At 71.4% G+C, this 15349-nt stretch carries 14 protein-coding genes; 13 read left to right on the top strand and 1 reads right to left on the bottom strand.

Going from position 1 to position 15349, the window contains the following annotated elements:
• The first annotated feature begins 177 nt into the window (after positions 1-177).
• The 7 genes from aroC (at position 178) to nusB (ending at position 6364) form a co-directional block, all read left to right on the top strand.
• Complete coding sequence (gene aroC, locus R2E43_RS30955) at positions 178-1362, top strand: chorismate synthase (RefSeq protein ID WP_003977330.1); 1185 nt, start codon at positions 178-180, stop codon at positions 1360-1362.
• Entirely contained in the window at positions 1359-1874 is a 516-nt protein-coding gene (locus R2E43_RS30960) for a shikimate kinase (RefSeq protein ID WP_011027814.1), read from the top strand. The genes aroC and R2E43_RS30960 overlap by 4 nt, the downstream gene beginning before the upstream one ends.
• Entirely contained in the window at positions 1871-2962 is a 1092-nt protein-coding gene (gene aroB / locus R2E43_RS30965; protein ID WP_003977332.1) for a 3-dehydroquinate synthase, read from the top strand. The genes R2E43_RS30960 and aroB overlap by 4 nt, the downstream gene beginning before the upstream one ends.
• Before the next feature lie 166 nt (positions 2963-3128).
• Positions 3129-4016 (top strand): Pro-rich N-terminal domain-containing protein, encoded by an 888-nt coding sequence (locus R2E43_RS30970; protein WP_332056752.1) that lies wholly within the window; start codon positions 3129-3131, stop codon positions 4014-4016.
• 179 nt (positions 4017-4195) lie between these two features.
• The gene (locus tag R2E43_RS30975; RefSeq protein ID WP_003977334.1) at positions 4196-5302 is read left to right on the top strand and encodes an aminopeptidase P family protein; all 1107 of its coding nucleotides are present in this window, start codon (positions 4196-4198) and stop codon (positions 5300-5302) included.
• Between the two features lie 64 nt (positions 5303-5366).
• Positions 5367-5933: an elongation factor P gene (gene efp / locus R2E43_RS30980; RefSeq protein WP_003977335.1), complete on the top strand. Its 567-nt coding sequence runs from the start codon at positions 5367-5369 to the stop codon at positions 5931-5933.
• A gap of 2 nt (positions 5934-5935) precedes the next feature.
• The gene (nusB, locus tag R2E43_RS30985; RefSeq protein WP_003977336.1) at positions 5936-6364 is read left to right on the top strand and encodes a transcription antitermination factor NusB; all 429 of its coding nucleotides are present in this window, start codon (positions 5936-5938) and stop codon (positions 6362-6364) included.
• A gap of 204 nt (positions 6365-6568) precedes the next feature.
• Here the strand turns inward: nusB and bldD are convergent, their stop codons facing one another.
• On the bottom strand, positions 6569-7072 hold the full coding sequence (bldD, locus tag R2E43_RS30990) for a transcriptional regulator BldD (protein ID WP_003977337.1): 504 nt from the start codon (positions 7070-7072) through the stop codon (positions 6569-6571).
• A gap of 297 nt (positions 7073-7369) precedes the next feature.
• Here bldD and pyrR point away from each other — a divergent pair, with 297 nt between their 5' ends.
• From pyrR to carB, 6 genes are all read left to right on the top strand, one after another.
• Positions 7370-7951 carry a bifunctional pyr operon transcriptional regulator/uracil phosphoribosyltransferase PyrR gene (gene pyrR / locus R2E43_RS30995; RefSeq protein WP_003977338.1) on the top strand — a complete coding sequence of 194 codons (582 nt, stop codon included), beginning with the start codon at positions 7370-7372 and terminating at the stop codon, positions 7949-7951.
• Positions 7952-8065: 114 nt separating this feature from the next.
• Positions 8066-9046: an aspartate carbamoyltransferase catalytic subunit gene (locus R2E43_RS31000; RefSeq protein WP_052837878.1), complete on the top strand. Its 981-nt coding sequence runs from the start codon at positions 8066-8068 to the stop codon at positions 9044-9046.
• A gap of 4 nt (positions 9047-9050) precedes the next feature.
• Entirely contained in the window at positions 9051-10337 is a 1287-nt protein-coding gene (locus tag R2E43_RS31005; protein ID WP_003977340.1) for a dihydroorotase, read from the top strand.
• On the top strand, positions 10334-10909 hold the full coding sequence (locus R2E43_RS31010) for a PH-like domain-containing protein (protein WP_003977341.1): 576 nt from the start codon (positions 10334-10336) through the stop codon (positions 10907-10909). Before R2E43_RS31005 ends, R2E43_RS31010 begins: the two co-directional genes overlap by 4 nt.
• Entirely contained in the window at positions 10906-12048 is a 1143-nt protein-coding gene (gene carA / locus R2E43_RS31015; protein WP_265696741.1) for a glutamine-hydrolyzing carbamoyl-phosphate synthase small subunit, read from the top strand. The genes R2E43_RS31010 and carA overlap by 4 nt, the downstream gene beginning before the upstream one ends.
• A complete protein-coding gene (carB, locus tag R2E43_RS31020; protein WP_332056753.1) occupies positions 12041-15349 on the top strand; it encodes a carbamoyl-phosphate synthase large subunit in 3309 nt (1102 codons plus the stop codon). The genes carA and carB overlap by 8 nt, the downstream gene beginning before the upstream one ends.

The raw sequence follows: 15349 nt of genomic DNA on the forward strand, positions 1-15349 counted from the left end.
ACGTTCCGTCCGCGTTCCGTCCGCGCGTCCGGCAAATGGACCGGCGACCGGGTCCATCGGCCGGACGTGGGAGGATCGGAGGCGGCGGACCGGGGCCGCGCACCCGGTCGGACCGTCGCGTACGCGAAGAAGGCGCGTACGCGGGGCATACCGGGGCGCGAGCACTGAGGAGCACCGTTGAGCAGGTTGCGCTGGCTGACCGCGGGGGAGTCCCACGGTCCCGCACTCGTCGCGACGCTGGAGGGGCTGCCCGCCGGTGTGCCGATCACCACGGAGATGGTGGCGGACCACCTGGCCAGGCGGCGGCTCGGTTACGGCCGCGGTGCGCGGATGAAGTTCGAGCGCGACGAGGTGACCTTCCTCGGCGGCGTCCGGCACGGGCTGACCATGGGTTCCCCGGTCGCCGTGATGGTCGGCAACACCGAGTGGCCCAAGTGGGAGCAGGTCATGGCGGCCGACCCGGTGGACCCGGAGGTGCTGGCCGGCCTCGCGCGCAACGCCCCGCTGACCAGGCCGCGCCCCGGCCACGCGGACCTCGCCGGGATGCAGAAGTACGGCTTCGACGAGGCCCGGCCGATCCTCGAACGCGCCTCCGCCCGTGAGACGGCGGCCCGCGTCGCCCTGGGCGCGGTGGCCCGGTCGTACCTGAAGGAGACGGCCGGCGTCGAGATCGTCAGCCATGTCGTCGAGCTGGCCTCGGCGAAGGCGCCCCACGGGGTCTACCCGACGCCGGCGGACGTGGAGCGGCTGGACGCCGACCCGGTGCGCTGCCTGGACGCGGACGCGTCGAAGGCGATGGTCGCCGAGATCGACCAGGCCCACAAGGACGGCGACACCCTCGGCGGCGTCGTGGAGGTCCTCGCCTACGGGGTGCCGGTGGGCCTCGGCTCGCACGTCCACTGGGACCGCAAGCTCGACGCGCGGCTCGCGGGCGCCCTGATGGGCATCCAGGCGATCAAGGGCGTCGAGATCGGCGACGGCTTCGAGCTGGCCCGGGTGCCCGGTTCCCGGGCGCACGACGAGATCGTGGGCACGCCGGACGGCATCCGCCGCGTCTCGGGCCGTTCCGGCGGCACCGAGGGCGGGCTCACCACCGGTGAGCTGCTGCGGGTGCGCGCGGCGATGAAGCCGATCGCGACGGTGCCGCGCGCCCTGAAGACCGTGGACGTGGCCACCGGCGAGGCCGCGCAGGCGCACCACCAGCGCTCCGACGTGTCCGCGGTGCCGGCCGCCGGGATCGTCGCGGAGGCGATGGTGGCGCTGGTCCTCGCGGACGCGGTGGCGGAGAAGTTCGGCGGCGACAGCGTGACCGAGACCCGCCGCAACGTGCGGTCCTACCTCGACAACCTGGACATCCGATGAGCGCACCGCTGATCGTCCTGGTCGGGCCGATGGGGGTCGGCAAGTCCACCGTCGGGCAGCTGCTCGCCGAGCGGCTGGGCACGGGATACCGGGACACGGACGAGGACATCGTCACCGCCCAGGGGCGGGCCATCGCCGAGATCTTCGTGGACGAGGGCGAGGCCGCCTTCCGGACCCTGGAGAAGGAGGCCGTGCGGACCGCGCTCGCCGAGCACGAAGGCGTCCTCGCCCTCGGCGGTGGCGCGATCCTGGACGCGGACACCCGCGCGCTGCTCGCCGGGCAGCGGGTCGTCTACCTCTCGATGGACGTCGAGGAGGCCGTCAAGCGCACCGGCCTGAACGCGGCGCGTCCGCTGCTGGCGGTCAACCCGCGCAAACAGTGGCGCGAACTGATGGAGGCCCGTCGGCACCTCTACGAGGACGTCGCCACGGCCGTCGTGGCCACGGACGGTCGTACGCCGGAAGAAGTCACCCAAGCCGCCCTGGACGCAGTGGAGTTGAAAGAAGCATGAGCGAGGCAGTCACCCGGATCCAGGTCGGCGGCACCGCGGGGTCCGAGCCCTACGAGGTCCTGGTGGGCCGTCAGCTCCTGGGCGAGCTGGGCGGTCTGATCGGGGCGAAGGCGAAGCGGGTCGCGGTGATCCACCCCGAGGCGCTCGCCGAGACCGGTGACGCGCTGCGCGCCGATCTCGCCGCTCAGGGCTACGAGGCGATCGCGATCCAGGTGCCCAACGCCGAGGAGGCCAAGACCGCCGAGGTCGCCGCGTACTGCTGGAAGGCGCTGGGCCAGTCCGGGTTCACCCGTACCGACGTCATCGTCGGGGTCGGCGGCGGCGCCAGCACCGACCTGGCCGGGTTCGTGGCCGCGACCTGGCTGCGCGGGGTGCGCTGGATCGCCGTCCCCACCACCGTGCTGGCCATGGTGGACGCGGCCGTCGGCGGCAAGACCGGCATCAACACCGCCGAGGGCAAGAACCTCGTCGGCTCCTTCCACCCGCCGGCCGGTGTCCTGTGCGACCTCGCCGCCCTGGACTCCCTCCCGGTCAACGACTACGTCTCCGGCCTCGCCGAGGTCATCAAGGCCGGCTTCATCGCAGACCCGGCGATCCTCGACCTGATCGAGGCCGACCCGCAGGCCGCGCGGACGCCGGCCGGTCCGCACACCGCCGAGCTGATCGTGCGCTCCATCAAGGTCAAGGCCGAGGTCGTCTCGTCCGACCTGAAGGAAGCGGGCCTGAGGGAGATCCTGAACTACGGCCACACCCTCGGCCACGCCATCGAGAAGAACGAGCGCTACAAGTGGCGTCACGGCGCCGCCGTATCGGTCGGCATGCACTTCGCCGCCGAACTCGGCCGCCTCGCGGGCCGCCTGGACGACGCCACCGCCGACCGCCACCGCTCCATCCTCGAAGCGGTCGGCCTCCCGCTGCACTACCGCTACGACCAGTGGCCCAAGCTCGTCGAGAACATGAAGGTCGACAAGAAGTCGCGCGGCGACCTGCTGCGCTTCATCGTCCTGGACGGCCTCGCCAAGCCCACCGTTCTGGAGGGCCCCGACCCGGCCGTCCTCCTCGCCGCCTACGGCGAGGTGGGCGAGTAGTACCCCGGTGCGCCGTTCCGCCCGATTCGCCGGGCGGGACGGGCACTTCGGGCCGCCCCCGGCCGTTCACCAAACGACGGCCGGGGGCGGTACCGTTCGGTAGCACGACGGCGGGCCCCTTCCCGTCGTCAGCGCCCATCGCCTGTACGAGACGGAGTGGCACCGGATGCAGCACCCCGTGGGTTCTCCGCTGCCGCCGCCCCATCAGCCGGGGCACGGACCGGTCCCCGGCTGGTCCCCGGCCGCACACCACCCCGGCCCGCCCCAGGGGCCCGCCCCCGTGCCCCCTCCGGCGCCGGGGTACCCCATGGCACCGAGGCCGGTCCCGCACCCGGGCCCTGCCCCGGTCCCGCACCCGGGCCCCGCCCCGGCCCCGCACCAGCCGGCTCCCGCCCCGCCCGCGCCGGACACCACCGGCCACGTGCCGCTGCCGCCCGGCGGTCCGGTGGCCGTGCCCAGCGTGCCCCCCGCCACGGCCGCCGCGCCCGACCCCACCACGACCACCCTCGCGGTGCTGCTCATCGGCCCCGCGGGCGCGGGCAAGACCAGCGTGGCCAAGTACTGGGCGGACCACCGCCGGGTCCCCACCGCGCACATCAGCCTCGACGACGTGCGCGAGTGGGTCCGCTCCGGCTTCGCCGACCCCCAGACCGGGTGGAACGAGCACTCGGAGGCGCAGTACCGCCTGGCCCGCCGCACCTGCGGCTTCTCCGCGCGCAACTTCCTCGCCAACGGCATCTCCTGCATCCTCGACGACGCGGTCTTCCCGGACCGCCCGGTCGTCGGCCTCGGCGGCTGGAAGCGGCACGTCGGCCCCGGCCTGCTCCCCGTCGTCCTCCTGCCGGGCCTGGACATCGTCCTGGAGCGCAACGCCGAACGCAGCGGCAACCGGCGCCTCACCGACGAGGAGGTCGCCCGCATCCACGGCCGCATGGCCGGCTGGTACGGCTCCGGCCTCCCCATCATCGACAACTCCCAACTCGACATCCCGGAAACCGCCCACCTCCTCGACGAGGTCCTCTCCCGCTCGATAGCCAGCCCCCCGAACTGGTAGACGCCGTTCAGGCCAGCGCCCCATAGGGGCGCGGGGAACTGCGCGAGAAACCCCCACCGGCCTGTCAGGCGCCATACGACAAGAAGACCCACCCCAGTTGGCGCGCCCCGCATCTCCCGGCCCCGCCCACTCGGCCCACCCGAGCGGCGCCCCCACCGGCGGAGCCATACGCTCGGCTCATGTCAGAGGTCTACGCGGCCCGCCGGACGCGCCTACGGGAACGCTGCAACGCGGGCGGCAGCGCGGCGGCGCTCGTCTCCCGGCCCGCCAACGTGCGCTATCTCGCGGGCGCCGCCCCGCACGGCGCCGTGCTGCTCCTCGGCAGGACCGAGGATCTGCTGGTCTGCTCGGGCTCGCCGGACGACCGGCCGACGCAGGGCCGCCCCGACGAGTCGCTGCCGGTGCGTGCGCTGTCCGGCCCCGGCGGCGATCCCGCCGTCGCGGCCACCGACCTCGCCGCGGACCAGGGCGCCGAGTCCCTCGCCACCGAGGACCACCACCTCACCGTGGTCCGGCACCGCGCCATGCGCTCGGTCGCGCCGGCGCTGCGCCTGACCGACCTCGGCCAGGCCGTCGAGCAGCTGAGGGTGGTGAAGGACGAGGAGGAGATCTCCTGCCTGCGCATCGGCGCCGAGATCGCCGACCAGGCGCTCGGCGAGCTCCTGGAGTCCATCCTGGTCGGCCGCACCGAGCGGCACCTCGCCCTGGAGCTGGAACGCCGCCTCGTCGACCACGGCGCCGACGGCCCCGCCTTCCCCACCTCCGTCGGCACCGGACCCAACTCGGGGCGCCGCGGTCACCGGCCCACCGACCGGCGGGTCGAGGAGGGCGACTTCCTCTCCGTGTGCCTGGGCGCGACGTACCGCGGCTACCGTTGCGAGATCGGCCGTACGTTCGTCATCGGCACCTCGCCGGCCGACTGGCAGATCGAGTTGTACGACCTCGTCTTCTCGGCCCAGCGCGCCGGACGGGAGGCCCTCGCACCCGGCGCCGCCTGCCGCGACGTGGACCGCGCGGCCCGCCAGCCGCTGGACTCCGCGGGGTACGCCGAGCACCTTCCGGCACTCACCGGGCACGGTGTCGGACTCGAAATCGACGAGGACCCTCAGTTGGCCCCCGCGGCCATGGGTAAACTGGACGCTTGTGTGCCGGTCACCGTCGAACCGGGGGTTCACCTCCCGGGCCGGGGCGGGGTCCGGATCGATGACACGCTCGTCGTGCGCCCCGAGGCGGACGGCGGACCCGAGCTACTCACCATCACGACCAAGGAGCTGCTCGCGCTCTAGCCTCGCGCTGTGCGCGCAACCCCGGGGTCGTCCACGTCAGTCCAGTCCAGGAGATTCCCAAACCGTGGCTTCCACGAACGACCTCAAGAACGGCCTGGTGCTCAAGCTCGAAGGCGGCCAGCTCTGGTCCGTCGTCGAGTTCCAGCACGTCAAGCCCGGCAAGGGCCCGGCCTTCGTGCGCACCAAGCTGAAGAACGTGCTTTCCGGCAAGGTGGTCGACAAGACCTTCAACGCCGGCGTCAAGGTCGAGACGGCCACTGTCGACAAGCGTGACATGCAGTTCTCGTACATGGACGGCGACTACTTCGTCTTCATGGACATGGAGACGTACGACCAGCTGATGATCGACCGCAAGGTCGTCGGCGACGCCGCCAACTTCCTCGTCGAGGGCTTCGAGGCCACCGTCGCGCAGCACGAGGGCGAGGTGCTCTTCGTCGAGCTGCCGGCCGCCGTCGAGCTGACCATCCAGGAGACCGAGCCCGGCGTCCAGGGCGACCGCTCCACAGGCGGCACCAAGCCGGCCACCCTGGAGACCGGTCACCAGATCAACGTCCCGCTCTTCATCACCACCGGTGAGAAGATCAAGGTCGACACCCGTACGAGCGACTACCTCGGCCGGGTGAACAGCTAACCGTGGCTGCTCGCAATACGGCCCGCAAGCGCGCCTTCCAGATCCTCTTCGAGGGCGATCAGCGCGGCGCCGACGTCCTGACGGTGCTCGCCGACTGGGTCCGGCACTCCCGGTCCGACACCCGGCAGCCGCCGGTGAGCGAGTACACGATGGAGCTGGTGGAGGGCTACGCCGGTAGGGCCGAGCGCATCGACGAGCTGATCGCCCAGTACTCGGTCGACTGGACGCTCGACCGGATGCCGGTCGTCGACCGCAACATCCTGCGCCTGGGCGCGTACGAGCTGCTGTGGGTCGACGCGACCCCGGACGCCGTCGTCCTGGACGAGATGGTGCAGCTGGCGAAGGAGTTCTCCACCGACGAGTCGCCCGCGTTCATCAACGGGCTGCTGGGCCGGCTGAAGGAACTGAAGCCCTCGTTGCGCCGCGAGTAGCTCCGCTGGTGGTGCGAGGACGTGACGCCGTGGGCGGTGCGGTGGGACGAACGGCCGCGGGCCGACCGTGGCCGGTCGCGCAGTTCCCCGCGCCCCTTACGGGCGCGCCGAGCCTACGACGGGTAAAAAGCCGCCGGGGTGGCCGGGACCGTACGAACGGTTCCGGCCACCCCGGCGGCACGTTTCTGCTGAGGTGGTGGGGGCTCAGAGCTCGTCGTGGGACGCCACCGCGCGGCGCGCGTCCGCGTCCAGGACGCCCCAGCTGATCAGCTGCTCGGTGAGGACCGAGGGCGACTGGTCGTAGATGACGGCGAGTGTGCGCAGGTCGTCCTGGCGGATCGAGAGCACCTTGCCGTTGTAGTCACCGCGCTGCGACTGGATCGTGGCCGCGTACCGCTGGAGCGGGCCCGCCTTCTCGGCCGGCACGGTGGCCAGCCGCTCCAGGTCCAGGACCAGCTTCGGCGGCGGCTCGGCGGCGCCGCCCGGGGTGGTGCCCGGCAGCAGCTCCTGCACGGGGACGCCGTAGAAGTCCGCCAGCTCGGCGAGGCGCTGCACGGTCACGGCACGGTCGCCGCGCTCGTACGAACCGACCACGACGGCCTTCCAGCGGCCCTGGGACTTCTCCTCGACACCGTGGAGGGAAAGGCCCTGCTGGGTGCGGATGGCCCGGAGCTTGGCCCCGAGCTGTTTGGCGTATTCGCTGGACATATGGCTCCCCGGACAAGGTGTCGACGCGGCAGGCTGTGTTGTCGGCCGCGCGGCTGGTAACTCACTGTGAGGTTACGCAGCGTTACTCTGCTGCGTCAAGCCGAATGGTCCGCACCGACTCTTCCGTGGTATTCGCCATCCATTACTCCGTGCGGGTGATCGATGTGGGGCAGAGGAGTGACGGGGGAGTGTCAGGGGGGTCATCGGAGAGGTTCTGTGAGCCTGCTACCGTAGGTGGCGCATATCCGACGTCCTTTAAGGTCCGTCCCGTGAGGCGGAGAAGGGGGTCCGTTTCGTATGGACAAGCAACAGGACCAGCAGCAGGAAGCCCGGCCCGTTCTCGAAGGGCCCGACATCGCGCGGGTGCTGACCCGCATCGCCCACGAGATCGTCGAACGCGCCAAGGGCGCCGACGACGTGGTGCTCCTCGGCATCCCGACCCGGGGCGTCTTCCTCGCCCGGCGGCTCGCCGACAAGCTGGAGCAGATCACCGAACGCAAGATGCCGGTCGGCTCGCTGGACATCACCATGTACCGCGACGACCTGCGCATGCATCCGCCGCGCGCCCTGGCCCGCACCGAGATCCCCGGTGACGGCATCGACGGCCGCCTCGTCGTCCTCGTCGACGACGTGCTCTTCTCCGGCCGCACCATCCGCGCCGCCCTCGACGCGCTGAACGACATCGGCCGCCCGCGCGCGGTGCAGCTCGCCGTACTCGTCGACCGCGGCCACCGCGAACTGCCCATCCGCGCCGACTACGTCGGCAAGAACCTCCCGACGTCGCTGCGGGAGACGGTCAAGGTCCAGCTCGCCGAGGAGGACGGTCGCGACACCGTGCTGCTCGGTGCCAAGCCGGCCGCCCCGGGCGCCCACCCCTAGCACCCCGCGTACGCACCCCTTCGTGCCGTACGCGTGCTCGGCGCGCCCCCGCACGCGCCCGGCCGCCCGAATTATCCCGCTCTTCCGCATGAATCGCCTTACGGAGCCTGACAGATGCAGCGTCATCTCATCTCGGCCGCCGACCTCACCCGCGACGACGCCGTCCTGATCCTCGACACCGCCGAGGAGATGGCCCGGGTCGCGGACCGGCCGATCAAGAAACTGCCGACCCTGCGCGGCCGCACCGTCGTCAACCTCTTCTTCGAGGACTCCACCCGGACCCGGATCTCCTTCGAGGCCGCCGAGAAGCGGCTGTCCGCGGACGTCATCAACTTCACCGCCAAGGGATCCAGCGTCTCCAAGGGCGAGTCCCTCAAGGACACCGCCCAGACCCTGGAGGCGATGGGCGTCGACGCCGTCGTCATCCGGCACAGCGCCTCCGGCGCCCCCTACCGCCTGGCCACCTCCGGCTGGATCGACGCCGCCGTGGTCAACGCCGGGGACGGCACCCACCAGCACCCCACCCAGGCCCTGCTCGACGCCTTCACCATGCGCCGCCGCCTGGTCGGCCGCGACGCCGGGCTCGGCAAGGACCTGGACGGCCGCCGGATCACCCTCGTCGGCGACATCCTGCACAGCCGCGTCGCTCGCTCCAACGTCGACCTGCTGCACACCCTCGGCGCCGAGGTCACCCTCGTCGCCCCGCCCACCCTGCTGCCGGTCGGCGTCGAGACCTGGCCCTGCGAGGTCTCCTACGACCTCGACTCCACGCTGCCCAAGTCCGACGCGGTGATGCTGCTGCGCGTGCAGCGCGAGCGGATGAACGCCGCGTTCTTCCCCACCGAGCGCGAGTACTCCCGCCGCTACGGCCTCGACGGCGACCGCATGGCGAAGATGCCCGACCACGCCATCGTGATGCACCCCGGCCCCATGGTCCGCGGCATGGAGATCACCGCCGAGGTCGCCGACTCCGACCGCTGCACCGTCGTCGAGCAGGTCGCCAACGGCGTCTCCATCCGGATGGCCGTCCTCTACCTGCTGCTCGGCGGCAACGAGCCCGCCGTGTCCCACGCCCGCCCCACCGAGGAGAAGTAAGACGATGAGCAAGACCCTGATCCGCGGTGCGAAGGTGCTCGGCGGCGAGCCGCAGGACGTGCTGATCGACGGGACCGTCGTCGAGGCGGTCGGCACGAACCTGTCCGCCGAGGGCGCGGAGGTCGTCGAGGCCGACGGCAAGGTGCTGCTGCCGGGCCTGGTGGACCTGCACACCCACCTGCGCGAGCCCGGCCGCGAGGACTCCGAGACCGTCCTCACCGGCACCCGCGCGGCCGCGAGCGGCGGCTACACCAACGTCTTCGCCATGGCCAACACCTTCCCGGTCGCCGACACCGCCGGCGTCGTCGAGCAGGTCTGGCGGCTCGGCCAGGAGTCCGGCTACTGCGACGTGCAGCCCATCGGCGCCGTCACCGTCGGCCTGGAGGGCGCCAAGCTCGCCGAGCTGGGCGCCATGCACGAGTCCGCGGCCGGCGTCACCGTCTTCTCCGACGACGGCAAGTGCGTCCACGACGCCGTGATCATGCGCCGCGCCCTGGAGTACGTGAAGGCCTTCAACGGCGTCGTCGCCCAGCACGCCCAGGAGCCCCGGCTCACCGAGGGCGCCCAGATGAACGAGGGCGTCGTCTCCGCCGAGCTGGGCCTCGGCGGCTGGCCCGCCGTCGCCGAGGAGTCGGTCATCGCCCGGGACGTGCTGCTCGCCGAGCACGTCGGCTCCCGCGTGCACATCTGCCACCTGTCGACCGCCGGCTCCGTCGAGATCGTCCGCTGGGCCAAGTCCCGCGGCATCGACGTCACCGCCGAGGTCACCCCGCACCACCTGCTCCTCACCGACGAGCTGGTCCGGTCGTACAACCCGGTCTACAAGGTCAACCCGCCGCTGCGCACCGAGCGCGACGTCATGGCGCTGCGCGAGGCGCTCGCCGACGGCACGATCGACATCGTCGCCACCGACCACGCCCCGCACCCGCACGAGGACAAGGACTGCGAGTGGGCCGCCGCCGCCATGGGGATGGTGGGCCTGGAGACCGCGCTGTCCGTGGTGCAGGAGACCATGGTGGACACGGGCCTGCTGGACTGGGCCGGCGTCGCCGACCGGATGTCCTTCAAGCCCGCCAAGATCGGACAGGCCACCGGACACGGCCGTCCCGTCTCGGCCGGTGAGCCCGCCAACCTCACCCTGGTCGATGCGGCATACCGTGGCCAGGTGGACCCCGCGGGCTTCGCCTCGCGCAGTCGCAACACCCCCTACGAGGGGCGTGAGCTGCCGGGCCGTGTGACGCACACGTGGCTGCGGGGCAAGGCCACGCTCGTCGACGGGAAGCTCACGTGACATCTGTAGCACCGGTAATCCTGCTGGCCGCCGAGAAGGAATCGGCGGAAGTGACCGACTGGGCCGCCCGGGTCGGCTGGGTCGTGGGCCTCGGCCTCTTCGTCGCGCTCGTCTACTGGCTGATGCGCGAGGGCTGGAAGTGGCGCGGCACGCTCCAGGGCGACCTGCCCGAGCTGCCCGCCGCGCCGGACGAGCCCGGCCCGGCGAAACTGAGCATGAGCGGCCGCTACCACGGCTCCACCACCGCCGGGCAGTGGCTGGACCGCATCGTCGCGCACGGCCTGGGCACCCGCAGCCGGGTCGAGCTGACCCTGACCGACGCGGGACTGGACGTCGTACGCCCCGGCGCGGCGGACTTCTTCGTCCCCGTCGCCGCGCTGCGCGAGGCCCGGCTCGACAAGGGCATCGCCGGCAAGGTCCTCACCGAGGGCGGCCTGCTGGTCGTCACCTGGGCGCACGGCGACAAGCTGATCGACTCCGGCTTCCGCTCCGACCACGCGGCCGAGCACAACGAGTGGGTCGACACACTGAACGACATGATCAACAAGACGGAAACGGAAGGCGCACGATGACGACCTCCACCAGGGGAGCCCACCGGACTCCCGCCGTACTCGTCCTGGAGGACGGCCGGATCTTCCGAGGCCGTGCCTACGGGGCCGTGGGGGCCACCTTCGGCGAAGCCGTGTTCTCCACCGGCATGACCGGCTACCAGGAGACCCTCACCGACCCGTCGTACCACCGCCAGGTCGTCGTGATGACCGCCCCGCACGTCGGGAACACCGGCATCAACGACGAGGACATGGAGTCCAGGAGGATCTGGGTCTCCGGCTACGTCGTGCGCGACCCCGCGCGCGTGCCGTCCAACTGGCGCTCGACGCGCTCCCTCGACCAGGAACTGGCCGCCCAGGGCGTCGTCGGCATCTCCGGCATCGACACCCGTGCCCTCACCCGCCACCTGCGCGAGCGCGGCGCCATGCGGGTCGGCATCTTCTCCGGCAACGCGCTGCCCGACGAGGGCACCATGCTCGCCGAGGTCCGCCAGGCCCCCGAGATGAGCGGCGCCGACCTGTCCGCCGAGGTCGCCACCACCGAGGCGTACGTCGTCCCGGCGATCGGTGAGAAGAAGTTCACCGTCGCCGCCGTCGACCTCGGCATCAAGGGCATGACCCCGCACCGCATGGCCGAGCGCGGCATCGAGGTGCACGTGCTGCCCGCCACGGCCACGGTCGACGACGTCTACGCCGTCGAGCCGGACGGCGTGTTCTTCTCCAACGGCCCCGGCGACCCCGCCACCGCCGACCACCCGGTCTCCGTGATGCAGGGCGTCCTGGAGCGCGGCACCCCGCTCTTCGGCATCTGCTTCGGCAACCAGATCCTGGGCCGCGCCCTCGGCTTCGGCACCTTCAAGCTGAAGTACGGCCACCGCGGCATCAACCAGCCCGTGCAGGACCGTACGACCGGCAAGGTCGAGGTCACCGCGCACAACCACGGATTCGCCGTCGACGCCCCGCTCGACCAGGTGTCCGACACCCCCTACGGCCGCGCCGAGGTCTCCCACGTCTGCCTCAACGACAACGTGGTGGAGGGGCTCCAGCTCCTCGACCGGCCGGCCTTCAGCGTCCAGTACCACCCCGAAGCGGCAGCCGGCCCGCACGACGCCGCCTACCTGTTCGACCGCTTCGTGAACCTCATGGAGGGCCAGCGTGCCTAAGCGCACCGATATCCAGTCCGTCCTGGTCATCGGCTCCGGCCCGATCGTCATCGGCCAGGCCGCCGAGTTCGACTACTCCGGCACCCAGGCGTGCCGCGTGCTCAAGGCCGAGGGCCTGCGCGTCGTCCTGGTCAACTCCAACCCGGCGACGATCATGACCGACCCGGAGATCGCCGACGCCACCTACGTCGAGCCGATCACCCCCGAGTTCGTCGAGAAGATCATCGCCAAGGAGCGCCCCGACGCCCTCCTGCCCACGCTCGGCGGCCAGACGGCCCTGAACACCGCGATCTCCCTGCACGGCAACGGCGTCCTGGAGAAGTACGGCGTCGAACTGATCGGCGCCAATGTGGAGGCCATCAACAAGGGCGAGGACCGCGACCTGTTCAAGGAGGTCGTCGAGGAGGTCCGCAAGAAGATCGGCCACGGCGAGTCCGCCCGGTCCTACATCTGCCACTCCATGGACGACGTCCTCAAGGGCGTCGACGCGCTCGGCGGCTACCCCGTCGTCGTCCGCCCCTCCTTCACCATGGGCGGCGCCGGCTCCGGCTTCGCCCACGACGAGGACGAACTGCGCCGCATCGCCGGACAGGGCCTCACCCTCTCGCCGACCACCGAGGTGCTCCTGGAGGAGTCCATCCTCGGCTGGAAGGAGTACGAGCTGGAGCTGATGCGCGACAAGAACGACAACGTCGTGGTCGTCTGCTCCATCGAGAACTTCGACCCCATGGGCGTGCACACCGGCGACTCGATCACCGTCGCGCCCGCGATGACGCTGACCGACCGCGAGTACCAGACCCTGCGCGACGTCGGCATCGCGATCATCCGCGAGGTCGGCGTCGACACCGGCGGCTGCAACATCCAGTTCGCGGTGAACCCCGAGGACGGTCGCGTGATCGTCATCGAGATGAACCCGCGGGTGTCGCGCTCCTCGGCCCTCGCCTCGAAGGCGACCGGCTTCCCCATCGCCAAGATCGCCGCGAAGCTCGCCGTCGGCTACACCCTCGACGAGATCCCGAACGACATCACGCAGGAGACCCCGGCCTCCTTCGAGCCGACCCTCGACTACGTGGTCGTCAAGGCCCCGCGGTTCGCCTTCGAGAAGTTCCCGAGCGCCGACTCCACGCTGACCACGACCATGAAGTCGGTCGGCGAGGCCATGGCCATCGGCCGCAACTTCACCGAGGCCTTCCAGAAGGCGCTGCGCTCGCTGGAGAAGAAGGGCAGCCAGTTCACCTTCGTCGGCGAGCCCGGCGACAAGGATGAGCTGCTGCGCGAGGCCGTGCGGCCCACCGACGGCCGCATCAACGCCGTCATGCAGGCCATCCGCGCGGGCGCCACCCCGGAGGAGGTCTTCGACGCCACGAAGATCGACCCCTGGTTCGTCGACCAGCTCTTCCTCATCAAGGAGATCGCCGACGAGATCGCCGAGAGCCGCGAGCTGACCGCCGACCTGATCACCGAGGCCAAGCGGCACGGCTTCTCCGACCAGCAGATCGCCGAGATCAGCGGCCTGGGCGAGGACGTCGTCCGCCAGGTGCGGCACGCGCTCGGCGTCCGCCCGGTCTACAAGACGGTCGACACCTGCGCCGCCGAGTTCGCCGCGCGGACGCCGTACTTCTACTCCTCCTACGACGAGGAGAGCGAGGTCGCGCCCCGCGAGAAGCCCGCGGTGATCATCCTGGGCTCCGGTCCCAACCGCATCGGCCAGGGCATCGAGTTCGACTACTCCTGCGTCCACGCCTCCTTCGCGCTGTCCGACGCCGGGTACGAGACCGTGATGGTCAACTGCAACCCCGAGACCGTCTCCACCGACTACGACACCTCCGACCGGCTCTACTTCGAGCCGCTCACCCTGGAGGACGTTCTGGAGATCGTCCACGCCGAGCAGCAGGCCGGTCCCGTCGCGGGTGTGATCGTCCAGCTCGGTGGCCAGACCCCGCTGGGCCTGTCCCAGGCGCTCAAGGACAACGGCGTGCCGGTCGTCGGCACCTCCCCGGAGGCCATCCACGCCGCCGAGGACCGCGGCGCCTTCGGCCGGGTCCTGGCCGAGGCCGGGCTCCCGGCCCCCAAGCACGGCACCGCCACCACCTTCGGCGAGGCCAAGGCCATCGCCGACGAGATCGGCTACCCGGTCCTGGTGCGGCCCTCCTACGTCCTCGGCGGACGCGGCATGGAGATCGTCTACGACGAGACCCGCCTCGAGACGTACATCGCCGAGTCGACCGAGATCAGCCCGTCCCGGCCGGTCCTGGTCGACCGCTTCCTGGACGACGCGATCGAGATCGACGTCGACGCCCTGTACGACGGCGAGGAGCTGTACCTCGGCGGTGTCATGGAGCACATCGAGGAGGCCGGCATCCACTCCGGCGACTCGGCGTGCGCCCTGCCCCCGATCACGCTGGGCGGATTCGACATCAAGCGGCTGCGCGCCTCCACCGAGGGCATCGCCAAGGGCGTCGGCGTGCGCGGCCTGATCAACATCCAGTTCGCGCTGGCCGGGGACATCCTCTATGTCCTGGAGGCCAACCCGCGCGCCTCGCGCACCGTGCCCTTCACCTCGAAGGCGACCGCGGTGCCGCTGGCCAAGGCCGCCGCCCGCATCTCGCTGGGCGCCACCATCGCCGAGCTGCGCGCCGAGGGCCTGCTCCCGGCGCTCGGCGACGGCGGCACCCTGCCGCTGGACGCGCCGATCTCCGTCAAGGAGGCCGTGATGCCGTGGTCCCGCTTCCGGGACATCCACGGCCGCGGCGTCGACACGGTGCTCGGCCCGGAGATGCGCTCCACCGGCGAGGTCATGGGCATCGACTCCGTCTTCGGCACGGCGTACGCCAAGTCGCAGGCCGGCGCGTACGGGCCGCTGCCCACCAAGGGCCGCGCCTTCATCTCGGTCGCCAACCGCGACAAGCGCTCGATGATCTTCCCGGCCCGCGAGCTGGTCGCCCACGGCTTCGAGCTGATGGCCACCTCCGGCACCGCCGAGGTCCTCAAGCGCAACGGCATCAACGCCACCGTCGTGCGCAAGCAGTCCGAGGGCACCGGCCCTAACGGCGAGAAGACCATCGTCCAGCTCATCCACGACGGCGAGGTCGACCTCATCGTCAACACGCCGTACGGCACCAGCGGCCGCCTCGACGGCTACGACATCCGTACGGCGGCCGTGGCCCGCTCCGTGCCCTGCCTGACGACGGTCCAGGCGCTGGCGGCGGCGGTCCAGGGCATCGACGCCCTCAACCACGGCGACGTGGGAGTTCGCTCACTCCAGGAACACGCCGCATTCCTGATCGCCGCTCGCGACTAG

The sequence above is a fragment of the Streptomyces violaceoruber genome, assembly GCF_033406955.1.
Lineage (GTDB): Bacteria > Actinomycetota > Actinomycetes > Streptomycetales > Streptomycetaceae > Streptomyces > Streptomyces violaceoruber.